This is a genomic window from Solibacillus sp. FSL K6-4121 (assembly GCF_038002585.1).
Lineage (GTDB): Bacteria > Bacillota > Bacilli > Bacillales_A > Planococcaceae > Solibacillus > Solibacillus faecavium.
In genome coordinates, this window is sequence record NZ_JBBOCS010000001.1 from 1,692,828 (window position 1) to 1,711,850 (window position 19,023).

Annotated in this window: 22 protein-coding genes; 18 read left to right on the plus strand and 4 right to left on the minus strand. The window is 36.9% G+C overall.

Going from position 1 to position 19,023, the window contains the following annotated elements:
- The first annotated feature begins 120 nt into the window (after positions 1–120).
- From MHH95_RS08390 to MHH95_RS08400, 3 genes are read left to right on the plus strand one after another with little or no spacing between them, the layout of a single operon-like run.
- Entirely contained in the window at positions 121–1,170 is a 1,050-nt protein-coding gene (locus MHH95_RS08390; protein ID WP_340727139.1) for a CAP domain-containing protein, read from the plus strand.
- A 55-nt stretch (positions 1,171–1,225) separates the two neighbouring features.
- Positions 1,226–2,713: a UDP-N-acetylmuramoyl-L-alanyl-D-glutamate--2,6-diaminopimelate ligase gene (locus MHH95_RS08395; RefSeq protein ID WP_340727140.1), complete on the plus strand. Its 1,488-nt coding sequence runs from the start codon at positions 1,226–1,228 to the stop codon at positions 2,711–2,713.
- Positions 2,714–2,771: 58 nt separating this feature from the next.
- A complete protein-coding gene (locus tag MHH95_RS08400; RefSeq protein WP_336045828.1) occupies positions 2,772–3,218 on the plus strand; it encodes a YlbF family regulator in 447 nt (148 codons plus the stop codon).
- 70 nt (positions 3,219–3,288) lie between these two features.
- Here MHH95_RS08400 and MHH95_RS08405 read toward each other — a convergent pair whose 3' ends face one another.
- Positions 3,289–4,197 carry a glycerophosphodiester phosphodiesterase family protein gene (locus MHH95_RS08405; RefSeq protein ID WP_340727141.1) on the minus strand — a complete coding sequence of 303 codons (909 nt, stop codon included), beginning with the start codon at positions 4,195–4,197 and terminating at the stop codon, positions 3,289–3,291.
- Positions 4,198–4,475: 278 nt separating this feature from the next.
- Between MHH95_RS08405 and MHH95_RS08410 the strand changes: the two genes are divergently transcribed.
- On the plus strand, positions 4,476–4,748 hold the full coding sequence (locus MHH95_RS08410) for a YlbG family protein (RefSeq protein WP_191698520.1): 273 nt from the start codon (positions 4,476–4,478) through the stop codon (positions 4,746–4,748).
- A gap of 4 nt (positions 4,749–4,752) precedes the next feature.
- Here the strand turns inward: MHH95_RS08410 and MHH95_RS08415 are convergent, their stop codons facing one another.
- Positions 4,753–5,142 (minus strand): DUF7147 family protein, encoded by a 390-nt coding sequence (locus tag MHH95_RS08415; protein ID WP_191698519.1) that lies wholly within the window; start codon positions 5,140–5,142, stop codon positions 4,753–4,755.
- A gap of 52 nt (positions 5,143–5,194) precedes the next feature.
- On the opposite strand from MHH95_RS08415, the gene MHH95_RS08420 reads away from it, so the two are divergent.
- From MHH95_RS08420 to coaD, 3 genes are read left to right on the plus strand one after another with little or no spacing between them, the layout of a single operon-like run.
- On the plus strand, positions 5,195–6,610 hold the full coding sequence (locus MHH95_RS08420; protein ID WP_340727142.1) for an RNA polymerase II: 1,416 nt from the start codon (positions 5,195–5,197) through the stop codon (positions 6,608–6,610).
- A gap of 24 nt (positions 6,611–6,634) precedes the next feature.
- Positions 6,635–7,207, plus strand: coding sequence for a 16S rRNA (guanine(966)-N(2))-methyltransferase RsmD (rsmD, locus tag MHH95_RS08425; RefSeq protein ID WP_340727143.1), 573 nt, complete (start codon positions 6,635–6,637; stop codon positions 7,205–7,207).
- Positions 7,204–7,689 carry a pantetheine-phosphate adenylyltransferase gene (coaD, locus tag MHH95_RS08430; RefSeq protein ID WP_340727144.1) on the plus strand — a complete coding sequence of 162 codons (486 nt, stop codon included), beginning with the start codon at positions 7,204–7,206 and terminating at the stop codon, positions 7,687–7,689. Before rsmD ends, coaD begins: the two co-directional genes overlap by 4 nt.
- A 69-nt stretch (positions 7,690–7,758) precedes the next feature.
- Here the strand turns inward: coaD and MHH95_RS08435 are convergent, their stop codons facing one another.
- Positions 7,759–8,637: a hypothetical protein gene (locus tag MHH95_RS08435; protein WP_340727145.1), complete on the minus strand. Its 879-nt coding sequence runs from the start codon at positions 8,635–8,637 to the stop codon at positions 7,759–7,761.
- Positions 8,638–8,737: 100 nt separating this feature from the next.
- On the opposite strand from MHH95_RS08435, the gene MHH95_RS08440 reads away from it, so the two are divergent.
- Positions 8,738–9,787, plus strand: a complete 1,050-nt coding sequence (locus MHH95_RS08440) for a SepM family pheromone-processing serine protease (protein WP_340727146.1) — start codon at positions 8,738–8,740, stop codon at positions 9,785–9,787.
- Here MHH95_RS08440 and MHH95_RS08445 read toward each other — a convergent pair whose 3' ends face one another.
- Positions 9,788–10,996, minus strand: a complete 1,209-nt coding sequence (locus MHH95_RS08445; RefSeq protein WP_340727147.1) for a nucleotidyltransferase — start codon at positions 10,994–10,996, stop codon at positions 9,788–9,790. It lies immediately after the preceding gene.
- A 187-nt stretch (positions 10,997–11,183) separates the two neighbouring features.
- Between MHH95_RS08445 and MHH95_RS08450 the strand changes: the two genes are divergently transcribed.
- The 10 genes from MHH95_RS08450 to mraZ all read left to right on the plus strand — a co-directional run bounded on the left by MHH95_RS08450 (position 11,184) and on the right by mraZ (position 19,019).
- Positions 11,184–11,717: a YceD family protein gene (locus tag MHH95_RS08450; protein WP_191698512.1), complete on the plus strand. Its 534-nt coding sequence runs from the start codon at positions 11,184–11,186 to the stop codon at positions 11,715–11,717.
- 23 nt (positions 11,718–11,740) lie between these two features.
- On the plus strand, positions 11,741–11,914 hold the full coding sequence (gene rpmF / locus MHH95_RS08455) for a 50S ribosomal protein L32 (protein ID WP_008403415.1): 174 nt from the start codon (positions 11,741–11,743) through the stop codon (positions 11,912–11,914).
- Between the two features lie 184 nt (positions 11,915–12,098).
- Complete coding sequence (locus tag MHH95_RS08460) at positions 12,099–12,863, plus strand: enoyl-CoA hydratase/isomerase family protein (protein ID WP_191698511.1); 765 nt, start codon at positions 12,099–12,101, stop codon at positions 12,861–12,863.
- A 177-nt stretch (positions 12,864–13,040) separates the two neighbouring features.
- A complete protein-coding gene (locus MHH95_RS08465; protein WP_340727148.1) occupies positions 13,041–13,427 on the plus strand; it encodes a transcriptional regulator in 387 nt (128 codons plus the stop codon).
- A 136-nt stretch (positions 13,428–13,563) separates the two neighbouring features.
- Complete coding sequence (locus tag MHH95_RS08470; RefSeq protein ID WP_191698509.1) at positions 13,564–13,776, plus strand: biotin/lipoyl-binding carrier protein; 213 nt, start codon at positions 13,564–13,566, stop codon at positions 13,774–13,776.
- Positions 13,777–13,793: 17 nt separating this feature from the next.
- Entirely contained in the window at positions 13,794–15,332 is a 1,539-nt protein-coding gene (locus MHH95_RS08475; RefSeq protein ID WP_340727149.1) for an acyl-CoA carboxylase subunit beta, read from the plus strand.
- A 69-nt stretch (positions 15,333–15,401) separates the two neighbouring features.
- Positions 15,402–16,295 carry a ketopantoate reductase family protein gene (locus MHH95_RS08480; protein ID WP_340727150.1) on the plus strand — a complete coding sequence of 298 codons (894 nt, stop codon included), beginning with the start codon at positions 15,402–15,404 and terminating at the stop codon, positions 16,293–16,295.
- Positions 16,292–16,687, plus strand: coding sequence for a DUF3397 domain-containing protein (locus MHH95_RS08485; RefSeq protein WP_191698506.1), 396 nt, complete (start codon positions 16,292–16,294; stop codon positions 16,685–16,687). The genes MHH95_RS08480 and MHH95_RS08485 overlap by 4 nt, the downstream gene beginning before the upstream one ends.
- 107 nt (positions 16,688–16,794) lie before the next feature.
- On the plus strand, positions 16,795–18,411 hold the full coding sequence (gene bshC / locus MHH95_RS08490) for a bacillithiol biosynthesis cysteine-adding enzyme BshC (protein ID WP_340727151.1): 1,617 nt from the start codon (positions 16,795–16,797) through the stop codon (positions 18,409–18,411).
- 176 nt (positions 18,412–18,587) lie between these two features.
- Positions 18,588–19,019 carry a division/cell wall cluster transcriptional repressor MraZ gene (gene mraZ / locus MHH95_RS08495; protein ID WP_191698504.1) on the plus strand — a complete coding sequence of 144 codons (432 nt, stop codon included), beginning with the start codon at positions 18,588–18,590 and terminating at the stop codon, positions 19,017–19,019.
- Positions 19,020–19,023 lie beyond the last annotated feature (4 nt).

The window sequence follows — 19,023 nt, forward strand, 5'->3', positions numbered from 1 at the left end:
AAGTATATGGTCAAATTTAATAATAGAACAAAATGGTAATCGATGCAATGACAACATTGTGTCATCGTCACCAAAATTGGTATAATTATACTAAGTAAAAAAGTGTGAGGGGGGACTTCTATGAAGGTGATGTTTCAAATATTAATTGTAGCGACATGTCTTGTAATTATCGTCTATTATACCGAGGGGAACTCACCACAAACGGAATTATTGGAAGGACCGCCTGTCATAACAAAACCGATTGCTGATGTAGAAACACAACAGAGAGATATTGAAAATCTACCGCGTCCGACAACTGGTATTTCTACATTTATCGGGAAATCACCAAAGGATATTCTGGAAACTTATGATCGACCTAATCGCATTGATCAATCAGAATTTGGCTATGAATGGTGGATTTATAATGTAAAGAATGAGCTGTTAATGGTTAGTATAAAGAATGAGAGAGTAAACCAAATTTATACGAATAATATGAGCTTTCATATAAATCCCTTTGAAATAGGGCAAACATTGGATGAGATTTACCGAACGACTGTTTTTGGCCAGGAAATTACTGTGGAGATTGATGAAAATATGTATATCTTTGCAATGAATGAACAAGATTTGCATAATAGAATTTTAGTTAAATATGAAGATTTATATGCTCAACTCTATATAGATGGGGTCACAAAACAATTGCATGGGGTGCGCTTTTTAGATGGCGAAACACTCGTATTACATAAACCTTATGAAATGCAGTTTTTTGGAGAACTCTATGAAGCAAGTACTCCTTCAAGCTATATGCAAATTGATATAAACTTGGCTAACAGAAGGCAATTGACCGACTTGGCGAATTCCTTTCGTATAAAATATGACCTGCCAGCATTATTGCCGTTAGACACGCTCTCCTCATTGGCCAGTGAAAACAGCGAGGATATGTTTTTACAGATGATGGAGGTTTATACGGCTGATGGAGAATATTCAATTGAACAGCAATTAAATGAAATACAGCAGGAATATGAGAAGCATGGAGTGAATGTTGCGGCAAATTATAAAGATACAATCGAGGTATTACATGGCTGGCTAAACTCCAAAGAGCACCGTGCACTATTGACAGATAACCAATTTACGCATATTGGTTCGGGGGCTTATATGAATTACTTTACGCAACTTTATGTTCAGCAAAAATAAAATATTGAAAATTAAACGCTGCATTTGTAGCGTTTTTTTATTGTCTTCATAAAGTATGGTAAGGAGTGAAACCGTGCAAATTGGAGAATTAATTAAAGATTGGCCTTGCACTATGAAGGGCTCCATTAGAGTGGAAATAAATCGAGTGGAAGATAACGCCAACCATATTTTACCTGGAGATATTTTTATTGCAAGGAAGGGAAATAAAACGAGCGGTATTTCTTTTATTGATAGTGCTTTGGAAAAAGGGGCCGTTGCCGTAGTTGTAGATGATGAAGCGTATTTTAATACGTCTGAATTATCAGTTCCGATTATTTGGGTACCAAATTGTTTAAGCTTTATAGCCTATGCGAGTGCAAAAATGTATCATTTCCCTGCTGAAGCATTAAAGGTAATTGCAGTGACAGGAACAAATGGCAAAACAACGGTCACGCATTTTATAGGGCAAATTTTGAATCACCTTAATAATAGAACAATGGTAATTGGAACGAATGGTGTTTTTATAAACGGAGAAAAAAGCTATCCGGAAATGGAATCATTAACTACGCTGCAGGCAAAAAATATCCATTTTTTATTCAGTGAAGCAATCCGTCTTGATATTCCGTATGTCATTTTAGAAGCGTCTTCTATAGGATTGGAAAAACATCGTTTGGATTATTGTGATATTGATATCGGTATTTTTTTAAATGTAACAGAAGATCATATTGAAGACCATGGAAGCTTTGAAAGATATAAAATGTCGAAGCAAATTTTAGCAACATTGGCTAAAAGAAATATTATTAATAGTGATGACAGTGTTTGTCGTTCAATTGGTTTAGCAACTAAAGGCAAGCGTATTTTCTTTGGGAAAGGGAGCCATGTCGATTATTTTCTGCAAACGCTGGTCGATGGTCCATCTTCCACTACGTGCTGTATTCAACATAAAAAAGAAAAGCATATTGTGAATATTCCTTTAGTAGGAGACTATCAATGCAGTAATGTTCTTGCCGCTATTACGTGTGTAAACCAATTAGATTTTCCTTTGGGGGATATTTGCAGCGCGGCTCAAAAACTACTATTGCCAGAAGGAAGATTTGAAAAGGTAGAAAATCAATTAGGTATATCAATCATCGTGGATTATGCTCATACACCTGATGCAATGAAGATGATCTTACAGACATTAAAAAAGCATACGACAGGCAGATTAATTGTTGTATTTAGCTGTGGAGGAAACCGGGACCGGGCTAAACGTCCGAAGATGGGAATGATCGCCTCAATATATGCGGATTATATTATTTTAACGACTGATAATGCGCGTGATGAAAGTCCACAGCTTATTAATAAGCAAATTCGGCAAGGCTTTTCTTCAACGCAATCCTATATTGAACGATTGAATCGAAAAGAAGCAATTGAACATGCACTAAACTATGCAGAAGCTGGAGATACAATCGTTCTATTAGGAAAAGGTCATGAAAAAACCCAGCAAATCGGTGATAAACAGAAGTATTTTTCTGATAAGGCGTTTGTCCGGGAGATGGTAAAACAATTGGAAAAGCGAGTTTAACAAGATTGATTTTCCTTTCATTTCTGTTATGATTAAAATGAGATGGGAGGAATAAACAATGCTCATGACTTCTGATTGGGTTTTTATTTTAGATGAGGTCGATGAATTAAGTGCGATGATCCTTTCTTCTAAACAAGCCGAAAACTTACGCCTTGCAAAGCAAGCAGTATATGAGGATATAGAATTAAGCGCACAAATTATGGCCTTTCAACGTTTAAAAGATCAATATGAGGATGTACAGCGCTTTGGCAAATATCATCCTGATTACAATACAATTATGAAAAAAATCCGCACAGAAAAGCGTCGGATTGATATGATCGAACAGATTGCGACATTGAAGGTTGCAGAAAATGATTTTCAAGATTTACTGGATGAAATTAGCTTGATTATCGGACGCTCCGTTTCTGAAGCAGTTAAAGTTCCGGTAAGCAATCCCTTTTTCGCGAGTAGTTCTTCTTGTGGCACAGGTTGTGGCACAGGTGGAGGATGTTCTTGTTCGGCTTAATAATAGAAACACAAAAGCTCCCGTATTTTTAGGGAGCTTTTGTTTTATACAATTTTGCAATAGATGCGTATTACTGTGAAATTTTTTGAATTAATACTTCAGCTACATCCGGGCGATTTGTTACAATTCCCATTGCGCCTTGACGAAGCAGGCGGTTCATCGTCACTAAATCATCTATATCGCTATAAATTGTCGGTACATTTAATTCCGATAAAAACTTTACAAAACGCGGTGAATCAAAATTGAACACGCCCTGTTTAAGAGGGACTACAAATAAATCAACTTTCGGATGATATAAATGGCCGAATTGACTTGTAAATGAAGTCATTGCCTTTTTAATATCTCCCTCACCTGCACCTAGTGCGATGCGGTTTTGTGCATACAGATTGAAGCGGTCAATTTGTTCGCTATAAGGGCTAGAAACGATAATTTGATATTGAATATCTAATTCTTCTATTAAACGCCATAGTTTAGAAGGCATTAAACTTCCTTCATACGTATCTGGACTATCCTGAATGTTAACGATAAACAATTTGTCCGGATAGGATTCAAACAACTCTCGTAACGTAACTGCAGTAACATGTTGTTCCCTATAAGGGAATGAACCTTCTAAATCCTCAAAATTATAACCAATATTAAACTCTTTTAATTGTTCGAATGTAAAGTCTTTCACAAAACCAGAGCCATTTGTTGTACGATCTATCGTTTCGTCATGAAAAGCAATAATTTCCTCATCTTTTGAAAGACGGACACTGACTGTAAAACCATCGACACCAATTTTTTTAGCTTGATCAAAGGCAAGCAAAGAATGTTCAGGTGCTAAACCAGCTCCACCGTGTTGTGCGATAATAATTGGACGTTCAAATTGCAATGCTTCTTTTGATTCACGTTTTTGTGGTTTCGAAATCGCTTTTGTTCCTGCCCATGCCGCTGCGCTTGCCGCAGCAATTGCTAAAGCAACTTTTGTTTTCTTTCCCATTAAATTCGTCCTCCTCTGACCGTACATTGTTCATTGTAAGTTAGGTGCAAAATATAAGGTGTTGAAATCTTAGATTAATATAGCGTGTTCATAACACGCTACTATTTTCCATTATAACGGAAAATAAGTGCAACTGTCTAAACTCTGTTGCTAACAAATTGTACATTTGGTATGCTTTTATTGGATAAGAAGGTAGAAAAACAGAGGGAATTTGCAGAAATTTGTTGTATGAATTGGCTAAATATAAATTTTTTTATAGAAGAAATGGGGAGTTTTCCATGAATGAAAGACAAGGGTTAATTATATACGTTCATCAATTAAAGCACGCGAAGTCGCTAAGAAAGTATGGACATGTAAATTTCATCTCAAGAAAATTAAAGTATGTTGTAATTTATTGCAATCGAGATGAAATTGAAACGCTGAAAAACAAATTACAACGTCTTCCATTTGTGAAAGACGTTGTAGAATCATACCGTCCATTTGTAAAAAATGAATTTGAAAATGCAAAGCCGGATAAAGCAAAAGAATACGATTATAAAATCGGCTTATAATAGCTTATTGCATTGGTGGTATATAATGATTTAATCGTAAAATTCCAATTAGGTATTGATAAAATTGATTTTTTTCCGAAAAAATAGATGAGTGTTTAATTTCGAAAATATTTTCCTGCTGTCCAGCTTCCTGGACCGTTTGTTTAAATATTTGGATTCGCTTCGAAAGTTTTTCCTCATTGTAGGGAATCCCTTCGCGGCAAATATAAATTGGCATGAATTTGCTTTCACCTGATGGTTTAAATGCAACGGCAAGTGAAGCAACAGTAGCACCCTCATGGTTCGCAGTAAAAATGAACGCGTTATGGAATCGAGGCTCATTGGTTTTAATTAGTTCACAAAGCTCGTAAATATCTCCGTAGCCTTGACCTAGTTCGATAAATTGCTGAATCAATTATAGCACATCCTTTCTTTACAATAGTATCATGATGCAGGAGGATAGGCACATGAAAATTGCCGTAAGTATTTTTTCATTTTTAGCCGTATTAATTGGAACTGTGCTTTTTATGCAGTTCCAAGTTTATTCAGATGAAGTAGGGAGTGTAGATAAAGGGTACAATTATTCTCAAGAAATTGAAATAGTATATCGAGGGGAAAGCTTGGATATTCGACAACATTTCAAAAACTTGCCGAAAGAAGAGCTAACAATAGAATGGCCGATCAGCTCGACTAACCCGAATTGCTTTATAGAAAATGAACATAGCTGTGCACGCTTAAGTGAGGACTCTAAGAAGTTTAAAGAAGGGGAAACGAGGGCACAATCTATTTCCTACGTTATTCCATTGGAGAACGGGCTGCAGTCGAGAAAGTTAATGAAAAATGTATTTGCCTCATTAAAAGGTGGCAATGTTCAGTTTTCAACAATACATATTACGACGGAACAGGAAATTGAAGGTCAGTGGGTAACAGGATTACCTTTAATTGGGGAGCAAAAACTATCTTTAGTCAACTATTCTATGTTCAGTGGGGAAGGTCCCGTTAAAGATTTATTCTGGCAAGATGGCGGATTTGAATTGCAAAATAAGATAGGCGCTTTATCCATCTATTCTAAAACTCCATTAAAGCCAGCATTTTATGAAAAATTGGAAAATGTAAAGTTTTTAAGTGAAGGGCATTTAGCTGTTATTAACGGGACAAACATCGATGGTATGGAAGGATTCCGAATGCTCTTTTTGCCAGACATTACCGTAGCGAAAGTACAGCAAAAGGTCATTATTTCTCAGCTTGAAACAACTTATGATTTTGGAGAGAGTCCACACTGGCTTAAAGAGATGGTCGCATCATTTTTAACTGGTACGATTTTCGGAAGTGAAAAAACGAAATATATTTCTTCGACAATTACCGCTCAAATGACGGATGATCAGTTAGAAGAATGGAGAGAGCGTTTACGTGAAATGGAAGACGAAGCTCTAAACGTGGAATCATTGGATGCCCTATTGTCTGAAGTTTTAGGAGCTTCTACAAAATTTTTAACGATGAATGCCCAAATGGATAAGCGATACCCATTTTTATATAATGATCCAAGAGAAATTTATGTGAACTTAAAAAAACAATCCGATGTTCAGGTCGTTTTGAAAGATGCCGAAGTTCTATATTCTGCAGATTCATTATTAAAACATTTAGGGTATGATGTGAGTATTGGGGAAAATGGGTATTATGTTACGAGTGAGACTCGTGCTTTCCGATTCCCGAATGATCCGGGATTCTATGTATTCAACCAAAGACGATACAATACGGTTTCACTGCCGGTTAAACAAGTTGCGGGACAGTACTTTATTGAAGAGTCATGGTTACAGCGTCTATTTTTAGTCGAAATAAATAAATCGGAAAATCGTCTTACAATTACAGAACCTGGAAATTAGTTATTAGAAAGTTTGGTGGAAATCATGCGCGTTGTTGCAGGAAATAGAAAAGGTATGCCTTTAAAGGCGATTGCGGGAAATACGACACGTCCTACTACAGATAAAGTAAAAGAATCCATTTTTAATATGATAGGACCATTTTTTAATGGTGGCACAGCGGTGGATTTATTTGCAGGTAGTGGAGGTCTTGGGATTGAAACGCTAAGTCGCGGGGCTGCGCATGCTATATTTATCGAGAAGGATGCACGGGCTTTTCAAGTGCTACAGGAAAATATAAAAAAATGCCGCTATGAAGAGATATCAGAACTTTTCAGAACAGATGCAATGCGTGCGGTAAAGGCATTACTAAAAAGAGATATCGTCATTGACTATCTGTTTGTGGATCCACCCTATCATAAAAAGGAATATTATGATTTAGTGGAGACGCTTGTAGAAGGCGGGAAATTGGCCGAAGATGCTATCATTATGTGTGAACATTCTACAGAAGTGACATTGCCGGAAAAATATGGGGTCTTCAGCCTTGCAAGGCAAGAAGTTTATGGCAGCACAATCATTTCGATTTATCGTTATGTAGAGGAAGAGGGAGAAATCGTTTGACAGAGAAAATTGCAGTAGTACCTGGAAGTTTTGACCCAATAACAAATGGCCATATTGACATTATCCGCCGTGCAGCAGATGTATTTGATATTGTATATGTTGCTGTATTGAATAATTCATCAAAGAATCCATTGTTTTCGATTGAAGAACGTACCGCATTAATATCAGAAGTGACAAAGGATTTGCCGAATATTCGAATTGAAACTTCATCGGGACTGCTTATTGATTATGCACGCGAAAAAAAAGCAAAAGCAATCGTCCGTGGGTTGCGGGCTGTTTCGGATTTTGAGTATGAAATGCAAATTACATCGATGAACCGTGTGCTTGATGAAAATATTGAAACGTTCTTTATTATGTCAAAGAACCAATATTCTTTTTTAAGTTCCAGCATTGTAAAGGAAGTAGCGAAGTATGGCGGTAAAGTGGGCGAGCTTGTACCATCTGTCGTCGAAAAAGCATTAAAAGAAAAATTTAATCACTAATAAAAGCTTTTGCGGACGAGAAAAATTCTCCGCAAAAGCTTTTTTTGTGGAATTTCCGCCAAATTTCTTCTATAGAAAAAATAAAGCAAATAAGAGTGGGATGACAATGCTGTATAGAACCCGAATCATAATATAAGGACGTATGGCAATGTTGGCAGTGCGTGCGATGACGATTACTTGTAAGTGAATACTTAAACTTTGAGTAGTTAATAATACGACTGTAAAAAATAACAGCATATCACCGTACAAATGTTGATGAAGCAAAAATAAACCATTTGTCATTTCAAGAAAGCTTGCAATTGCAAGTTCCAAATAGGCAGGAATTGAATCAAATACGACTTCAACACTATGTAAAAACACGTGATAAATCGTTGTGAAAAAAATAATTGTTGTTGCTACAATTAAAATAGTCGGAGCACTCTCCCGAACACTTGTAGTAAAAGGGGTTGGGTCCTTAGGTACTCTTTGAACTTCATTGGAAAGTGTAGGGACATTTAAATATACGATGATTAGCAAAATGAATGAAAAGCTATGTAAAAGAATTAAATATTGCCAGCTAAGTGTAGAAGAATTTAATAGGTCACTACCGACGAATCCAAATAAAAAAAGAGGGCTTGGACAATGGCATATTCCGAGTAAATAGGCTGCTTGCTTTTTTGTAATCGAATTACGCTTCACGAGTTGCGTAATTGTCGCTGCACCTGTAGGATATCCCCCTATTGCACTGATTCCATACGTCTGTAAAAATACAAGAAAAGATATATTTTTATGGGAATGCGTTAATTTTAGAAGCCAATTTGTTAATACTAAATAAGGTAATAAGTACGGAAATAAAGCTTCCATAAATAGACTGACGCCAATATCTGCACCTTCATGAGTAATTTCCGGGAAAAATAATAATAAACTAATTAATGTAATACATAAAAGGATTGTCCAAATAATTTTCATCCTTTTCAATATTTTGTCATTCGCTCGTTCAAATGCTACACTAATTGTATGCAGACAACGATTGAATTAGTCTTTCAACAATTTGGGGGCGTTCTGAAAAATGGGAAGTAAAGGGAAATATGCATTCGGTATTTTTTTCATAATATTAATGGGCTTATCTTTTTACAGGTTAGATTTTTATATAACAAAACCGGGTGGTACATATAATGTAAGTGATTTTCTGGCAATTCAGAATGGCGATCAGGATGATCAGGGATCATTTTTTATGACGACTGTAGCGATGGGGCAGGCGACACCACTATCCTATGCGATGGCAGCTGTAACAGATTATTATGATGTTGTTAAAATGACCGACGTGCGTCAGGAAGAAGAAGATGATGAAGAATACACTGTGCGCCAATTAAAATATATGACCGATTCGCAATTTAATGCGACATATGTAGCGTTCAACCGAGCAGGTCTTGATTATCAAGTTACATATAAAGGGTTATACGTTTTAAATGTGCTTGCACAAGGTGCAGCAGACGGGCATTTGAAGCCGGGGGATGAAATTGTCGAAGTGGACAATATACGGATTGATAGCTTAGAGACGTTTCGTACCATCGTAACACCGAAAGTTAAGGGCGATAAGATTCACCTTGTTGTAAAACGTGATGGAGAGCTTATTGATCAAAATTTGGAGATAAAAGAAATACCAGGCTCAGAAGGACGGGTTGGGATCGGGATAACTTACTCTGAAAGTAAATCCATTAAAACCGACCCGAAAGTGACGGTAAAAACAGAAGATATTGGTGGTCCATCTGCAGGGTTAATGTTTACGTTAGAGCTGTTAAATCAATTAATCGATGAAGATATTACAAAGGGCTATCAAATTGCAGGTACTGGTGAAATGTTGGAGGATGGGACAGTTGGAAGAATTGGTGGTATTGAGAAAAAGGTTGTTTCTGCCGATAAAGAAGGAATCGACATTTTCTTTGCACCTGACGATACCATAACAGAAGCAATGCTTGAGTATAACCCGAGCATTACCTCAAATTATGAAGTCGCAGTTCAAACAGCAGGAGCCATTGAATCAGACATGAAAATTGTTCCTGTAAAAACGATTGATGATGCTCTAAACTATTTGAATAACCTACAACCAAAAAAATAGCTACAAGCGTATAGGCGGAGTTTTATAATCTTCGTCTATTTTTTTATTTGAAAATTGCTGTATGCCTAATTGGTACATTTGTGTGGCACGTATATCAATTGACAATATCGGATCTGTAATAGCTGCTACTCTGCTTATAAGTGGGAGCGTTACAGATTTCTTAATGCTTGAAATATATTGCTGTCCCTTTGTTGTCATACCTAATATACGAATGTAGCTAGGGCTTGAAAAGGCATGTAGCTGCTCTTTCGTTATACCTGTATAAATATGCAAAAGCATCCTTTGAAGACGTGTCCATGTATAGCGCTTTGATTTTAGCGCATTCATGAAATCCATATAATTTGAGCTTGAAGCTGCATATTTAATTAATGAATTTTCAAGCCCTTCTGATACATCTGCATACTGTTTTAATTGCTGCGGAGTATGTCTTAAAATAGCATATTTCATTAAAGGCCAAAAGCTTTCCCAGCTGGCAAAATTCTGATGTTCTTTCTGCCAAATTTGAAGTTGCTCCATGCTGGCGGAAGGTAAATATTTCGTTACTTCTTGGAGCGATTGTCCACTAAATAATGCTTGGCGAATACCTGTGGCACTTGCAATTTCATGATTTGTATCTATGGCGTCATGATAGCCCGCTATGATGCGCTGAACGGTAGCAGGCTGCATCGAGCAATTGAGTTGCTTTATTGCTTCAACATAATGAAATCCTAAAATATTGTTCGGTTTACCTAAATCAATGTATGCATTTGGGGAAAGTTGTTTAAGCTGTTCGTAGGCAATAAAGAGTGCTTGTGGATAGCTTTTTCCGAGTTGAATATTTTCTTTAATAATTTCGTTATAGCGTGCACGATTGTTTTCTATTAAGTGATAAGTGTTGAGAAAGGGCTCAATGGTACCTTGTTCGCTTCCAAATGCCAATGTTGTACATTGCATTGCCTCTAACAGTTGTACTGCGCCTGAAGCAAATCCTGTGGCTTGTGCGGTACTGAAAATATAAGGGAGCTCAATGACAACATCAACGCCGCTTGCGAGTGCCATTTTTGTGCGGTGCCATTTATCGACGAGTGCGGGTTCGCCCCGCTGTAAAAAATGACCACTCATCACTGCAACGGCAACTTCGCTATTTGTCGTACGTTTCGCTTCTTTTACATGATGTAAGTGCCCGTTATGAAAAGGATTATATTCAACGATAATGCCGACTGCTTGCATAAACTTCCTCCTTACGATAAAATAAATTTTTGTTCACATTATTACGCATTTATAAATGAATGTAATAATGCATTATGTTAGAATTAACTTGATTATAAGCATGTTTTAAAAGAGTGACAAGAAATTATCTTGACATCTTTTTTTGTAAGCTATATAATCAACAGTGTTGTCTCGAGGTGATTAACGAATGAAATGGTCAATTCATCAATTATCAAAGTTTCGAAAAGACGGAATGCCGATTGATACTTATGTACAATTGGATGATGTAAAAACTCGTAACACAGATATACGTAACGTTTCACCCGTTCATGTAAAAGGGCTTTGTACTTTAGGTGCATCGCAAATGACTTGTCAATTAACGGTAAGCACTACGTTGACGCTTCCATGTGCTCGCACGTGGGAAGATGTTGAATATCCTGTGAACATCGATACAGTTGAAATTTTCAGTTGGGTAGATGAAGAAAATCGCGGGGATATCGAAGGCGATATTCATTATGTTGTTGGAGACGTCGTAGATATGAAACCAGTCCTAGAAGAATTAATTCTTCTGGAAGTACCGATGCAAGTATTCAAAGAGGATACCGAAGGACAAGTGCAAGGCGGTAAAGGCTGGGCCTATTCAACGGATGAAGATGTAGAAAAAGCTAAGGAAGTTGACGAACCAAAATTGGATCCAAGACTGGCTGCTTTAGCTAAGTATTTTGATCAAACAGATGAATAAATATCTGTAAGGAGGTGCCATCAATGGCTGTACCATTTAGAAGAACTTCTAAAACTGCAAAAAGAAAGCGTCGTACGCATTTCAAATTATCTGTACCTGGTATGGTAGCTTGCCCAAACTGTGGAGAAGCTAAATTATCTCACCGCGTTTGCAAAGCTTGCGGACAATACAAAGGTAAAGAAGTAGTAGCGAAATAATTCAGTATTTACGCTATATAAAGACTAGTTAAGAGGCCATGGCTCTTAACTAGTCTTTTTTCTATATATTCATGGTTTTGCACGGATAGATTGTCAAACGATTCATGCTCCATTACTATTATGTTAGATTGTAAAATAGCAAAATATATTTTCTGCTATATTATAAATAAAAGGGGATGGGCTGATGGATTACTTAATTCATAATGAAGACGGAATTATGACGTTTACGATTAATCGTGAAGAAAAACGAAATGCAATTAACTATGCTGTTATGGATGGATTGAAAGAAGTTATTACATACATAAAAAATCACGATGATGTACGTTTTCTAGTTGTCACGGGTGCCGGTGAAAAATCATTTTGTTCAGGGGGGGATTTATCCGAGTTCCATAGTTTAGAAACCGAAGAAGAAGCTTTCGGTATGCTCAATAAAATGGGGCAGATTTTATATGATTTAGCTACATTGCCAGTTCCGACAATTGCATTAATAAATGGTGCAGCTGTGGGGGGTGGCTGTGAAATTGCGACAGCATGTGATTTTCGATTAATGGCCTCTCATGCAAAAGCTGGATTCATTCAAGGCTCTTTAGCGATTACGTCGGGATGGGGCGGTGGAACGTATTTATTTGAGCGGGGATTACGGCATGACCGCGCATTGAAAATGTTGGTTGATGCAAAGCCGTATGATGCACAAACGTTATTTGATATTGGTTGGGCAATGCGAGTATATATTGAAGGGACAAAAGAACAGGCGCTTGCAGATTTTATCGAACATATGGCGAAAATCCATCCTTCTGTCCACCAAGCCTATAAAGAAATTGAATTAAGAAAATGGCGTGAGCGCAATATGTATGAGCGTGTTATGGAAGAAATCAGACTATGTGCAAAGCTATGGGAGTCTGAAGCACACCATCAGGCGGTACAGAATTTTTTGAACAAGAAAAAATAAAACTTTATAAGAGATTGGAATTGAGTGGGAGCGAGTCCTGAGTGAAGCGTGCAACCCGAAATGACAATCAATTCCCCTAGTTACGATGAAAACTATTTTTCTCGTAACTTTTTTTGTTTTTAAGTCTATTTCGTTCATCATGGCATATAGTAGTAAAAAATATGAGGTGGTGCAACTGTGGAACAAAAAAGAAGGAAAGATCAATGGACAATTGCAGATGATGAAAAGTTAGCTGAAATTGTTATTCAAACGGTACAGAATGGACGTACACAATTAGAAGCGTTTGAAGAGGCAGCACAGCAATTAAACCGGACAAAACAAGCATGTGGTTTTCGTTGGAATAAAACATTACGTGCGCAGTATGGACAGGTGTTAAATAGCGTCAGAAAGCGTCCTAAGCAATTAATGCGCAGTCATCTTAAATTAGCCCTATCCAGCTTCGAAGAACTGACAGAGGCATATAACGATCTGGAAATGAAATATTCAGAACTACAGTCGGATTATGACAAAATTTCGAAGTGGCTTCAGCAAGGAGTTACTTTGACGAAAGGGAAAACGAGTTGAAGGAAAAGATACAATAGATAGAAATAAAATTATTTTACGAGAAAATAATTGTAATTAATTTTAAGGCTACTTACAATAGAAGTAGAAACATAGCGTAATAATGCGCAAATATCTTCTAACAAGGGGGCCTTTTAGTATGGCGGAAGTTAAAGCACAAATGGCAGGTACGGTATTTGAAGTGAGTGTTAAAGAAGGGGACAGTGTGACAAAGGGGCAAACACTTATTATTCTAGAATCAATGAAAATGGAAATAGCTCATGATGCAGAATCAGATGGAACAGTGGCGAAAGTTGTAGTTGCTGAAGGAGATTTTGTCGAAGAGAATGATGTATTAGTAGAACTAGCATAAGCAACGGAGGAATGATAATGACACAGCCTACTTATAATGAGCATTTACAGAAAAAAGTAGAAGAAATATATGCAGGCGGACAACAGAAATATCATGAAAAGTTAAAAGAAACTAACAAACTTTTTGTCCGTGAGCGCTTAAAGCAACTATTTGACGATGGAAAATATGAAGAAGATGCTCGTTTTGCCAATTGTGAGGCTGGAGATTTACCGGCAGATGGTGTCGTAACAGCGATTGGCCAAATTGATGGACAGACTGTTTGTGTTATGGCGAATGATTCGACAATTAAAGCCGGGTCATGGGGTTCACGCACAGTAGAAAAAATTATCCGTATTCAAGAGACTGCAGAAAAAATGCAGGTTCCAATGCTTTATTTAGTTGATTCTGCAGGTGCTCGAATTACAGATCAGCTTGAAATGTTTCCAGGGCGCCGTGGTGCAGGACGAATTTTCCATAATCAAGTACGTATGAGTGGAATGATTCCTCAAATATGTATTTTATTTGGTCCATCTGCTGCAGGAGGGGCATATATTCCGGCCTTTTGCGACATAGTTATTATGGTGGATGGCAATGCTTCAATGTACTTAGGATCTCCAAGAATGGCCGAAAAGGTAATCGGTGAAAAGGTTTCGCTCGAAGAAATGGGTGGAGCGCGTATGCATTGTACCGTAAGTGGCTGTGGAGATGTATTAGCAGAGAATGAAGAACAGGCAATACTCGAAGCAAGACGTTACGTGAGCTATTTCCCTGCGAACTTCGCAGAGTTTCCACCGGTAGATGAAACAAAGTCGCCAAAAAGTGGTAAGACGTTGGAAGAAATTATTCCTGAAAATCAAAATGCACCATTCGATATGTATGACTGTATCGATCAATTAATAGATGAAAACAGTTTCTTTGAAATAAAAAAATTATTTGCACCGGAGCTGATTACCGGTCTCGCTCGTATAGATGGTCAGGTAGTGGGAATTATTGCAAATCAGCCGAAAGTTAAAGGTGGCGTATTGTTTATAGATTCTGCAGACAAAGCAGCGAAGTTTATTACATTATGTGATGCATTTTCGATTCCACTTTTATTTTTGGCGGACGTACCAGGCTTTATGATTGGTACGAAAGTTGAAAAGGCAGGTATTATTCGACATGGTGCGAAATTCATTTCTGCAATGAGTTCTGCGACTGTACCGAAAATCTCAGTTATTGTTCGTAAAGCCTATGGTGCAGGTCTTTATGCAATGTGTGGTCCTGCATTCGAACCTGATGCTGTCATTGCATTACCGACTGCGCAAATTGCGGTAATGGGACCGGAAGCTGCTGTAAATGCTGTTTATTCAAATAAAATTGAAGCGATTGAGGATCCAAAAGAGCGTGTGCAATTTGTAAAACAAAAAATCGAAGAATACAAAGAAGAAATTGATTTATATAAATTGGCTTCAGAAATGGTAATCGACGATATTGTTGCTCCGAATCAACTGCGCGATACATTAATTCAACGTTTTAATTACTATAATTCAAAACAAATTGCATTACCGTATCGAAAACATCCGGTGTATCCAGTATAATAATGTTAGCTGAAGGTCTGTCTTGAAGGCAGACCTTTTTAATTCGAAATAAATTTGAGGTATAATAAAATGCGAATTGAAATCATAGGTGCAGGTGCAGTTGGTTTATTACTAGCAAGTTATTTTACGGAAAAGAAAATGGATGTATATATTGTCGGGAAATCATCAAAACAAAAGGTGGATACTGATTTTATATATATACGTACAAATTTGGATCAAACTTTCACTACTATTCAATGTAAGTATAGTTCGGCAGTTTCAAATAAAGCTGATTTAATAATCGTAGCTGTAAAATATGGACAACTTAATGAAGTGTATGCAAGTATGGAAGGTGTAAAAAACTCCATTCCTGTTTTGTTTGTGCAAAACGGATTGGCTCATTATGATGAAGCGCTGGCACTGAAAATGCAAAATATTGCGTTTTGCTCAATTCAATTTGGGGCGCAGAAACTTTCGGAAACGCATGTTGCGCATAAAGGTAATGGTGTGATGAAAGTTGCAGTAGCTAAAGGTGATAATGGAAAATTTGTTTTTTTAGAAAACCTTTCATCTGCGCAGCTTCCTATCATATTTGAGCATGATGCAGAAGCAATGCTGATGGAAAAAGCGTTATTAAATTGTTTTATCAATCCATTGACCGCAATTCTGAAAGTGAAGAATGGCCAATTGATCTCTGACAACAGTACTTTTTTGTTGTTGAAAAGTCTATACAGTGAAATAATATTTACATTTCCGCAATTTGAAAACACATTCCAATTTGATCAAGTTGTTGCGCTATGTAAACGGACGGCGGAAAATAATTCATCCATGCTGGCTGACAGATTAGCTAATCGGAAAACGGAAATTGATACAATTACTGGTGCGGTTTTAAAAAAAGCAGAGCAAAATAATAAAAAAATGCCTATTTTACAGACGCTTTATTTACTCGTGAAAGCGTTTGAAGAGAGTGGTGAAAAAACGTGATCGTATTTCTTCAATTCGCGTTTGCGACAATTATTTTATGTCCGATCATTGCTTTTATCGCCGTAATGGCCGTTTGCCGTAAGCTTAGAATAAAAAAAAATAGAACAATTGGCTTAGCAGCGGATATAACGACATTCCTTTTATTTTTTTCAATTCCGATTGCGATGAGAGGACTGTGGGATATTGGAGTAATGATGCCAATGCTCATTATAGTGCTAGTTATTGCGATTATTTTTACATATATTGATTGGCGAACGAAGAAGGAGATTGAAATAAAGCCACTTTTAAGGAAAATTTGGCGTATTTATTTCCTGTTGTTCAGCTTCAGTTATTTCCTGATATGGATTGTTGGAATTACCCATTCGGTTATGGTATTTATGATGATAGATTAAATCGTGCTGCTGTTTCTTTTTGCTTGTAGGTGAATGGCAAAAAGAAGAGTAAAGCATTTATAAGATTGTTTTAAAATTGAGTAAGAGAGAAGTAGAGGAGAATTTTCATGCAGCTAGAACAAATCCATTCCCCCGTGACGAATAAGCTATTGGAAGATTATTGGTCTGAACGCGCTAATATACATTCATTTTTTGAATACAAATATAATGTGGAATCTTTTGAGAAAAGAATCGAATATTTAAAAAACCATTCATACCGCTCAAAGGAATTAGCGCAAGTGATACGCAGTTATATGGAACAATACGGCGTATCGCAAAAAGCAAATCATTACTTAAATGAACTGGAGCAAGGAGCTGTAGTTGTAGTAGGCGGTCAGCAAGCAGGCCTATTAACGGGACCACTTTACTCGGTTCATAAAGCGATTTCGGTCATTTTACTTGCCGAACAACAACGAAAAGCTTTAAATACACCAGTTGTACCTATGTTTTGGATTGCTGGTGAAGATCATGACATCGAAGAGATAAATCATACGTACACAATGGTGAATGGAGAAATGAAAAAGCGTGGCTATAGTGAACGTTCTAAGCTGAAAAAAATGGCTTCTACGACTGAATTGAATGGCGAAGCCCTAGAGCAGTTTATAGTTAATGTTTTTAAAGATTTTGGAGAAACTCAATATACAGAGGATTTACTGAAAAAGGTGTTGCAGCATGCAAAAGATAGTAAAACATTTACTGACTTTTTCACATTATTGATGAATGATTTGTTTGAAAAGCATGGTTTATTAATGTTGGATGCTACATTTGAGCCATTTAGACAATATGAAAAAATGTACTTTGCGCAATTGGTGGAGCATAATGAACAAATTGCGAAAGGTGTCTTTGCTCAAGAACAAAAGCTAGCTCAAGCGGGATATCCGAAACCGATTGAAGCGACAGAGCAAAACGCGAATTTGTTTTACATTAGAGAAGGAGAGCGTTTTTTATTGGAACGCCAAAAAGACTTCTTCAAAAACAGCACAGCTTCTGTAAAATTTTCGAAAGAGGAGCTGTTAGCTATTGCGAACGAATCGCCTCAAAGTCTAAGCAACAATGTTGTAACACGCCCTTTAATGCAGGAAATGGCACTCCCGGTATTGGCTTTCGTTGGTGGTCCTGGTGAATTAGCCTACTGGGCAACATTAAAGCCTGCTTTTGAGACATTGCAACTGCAGATGCCGATTTTCGCACCGAGATTAAGTATGACATTGGTTACTCGTCAAGTTGAGACATTGTTAAAGCAAAAAGAGCTATCGATAACGGATGTATTTACAAATAAATCTGAACAAAAGATGAACCAATTTGTGGAAAGCTTAAAAGATGATCGAATAAATAATTCCATTGAACAAATGAAGATGCAATTGCACCGTCATTATGAAGAGCTTACTGATTATTTACGAAGTGAAAACTATCATGGTGAAGACTTATTAGAAAAGAATAAAAATTACCATGAGAGACAATTCGAATATTTGAAAACGAAGCTTGAGAAGCAAAATGTTGATAAGCATGAAACGGAAATCCGGCACTACAAAACTATCCAAGCTTTATTATATCCAAATAACCAGTATCAAGAACGGTTTTATAACCCATATTTATTCCTTAATACCTATGGTGAAACGTTGATTGATGATTTATTGGAACTACCTATGAGTATTTCAGATCAGCATCATCTTATTGTCCTATAAGAAACAAGAGTTATCTCATATGAAGATAACTCTTTTTTTGCGTCTTTTTTCACCGAACATATGTGTGAGAATATGCTCATTTACTTAATTTATTTTTATTGGTATTAGAAGTAATGAAATAAGTGGTGGAAAGTGGGGGGATGTGGTACATTATTTATTAAAGTGGGGTGAGTAGCATGTTCATGGGAGAATATCAACATTCTATTGATGCAAAAGGTCGAATGATTGTCCCTGCAAAGTTTAGAGAATCGCTTGGCGAACACTTTGTACTAACGCGTGGGCTAGATCAATGTATTTTTGGATATCCTATGGATGAATGGCGAAAACTCGAAGAAAAATTAAAAGATTTACCAATGACGAAAAAGGATGCTCGTGCCTTTGCACGGTTTTTCTTTTCGGGTGCAACAGAGGTAGAAGTGGACAAGCAAGGCCGAATTAACATTCCATCTACACTAATCGGTTACGCTAATCTTGAAAAAGAATGCGTTGTTTTAGGAGTATCGAGTAAGATTGAAATTTGGGCTAAAGATGCTTGGCAGCAATACTTCGATCAATCTGCTGAATCTTTTGGTGACATAGCAGAGAATTTAATTGGTTTTGATTTTTAACTAC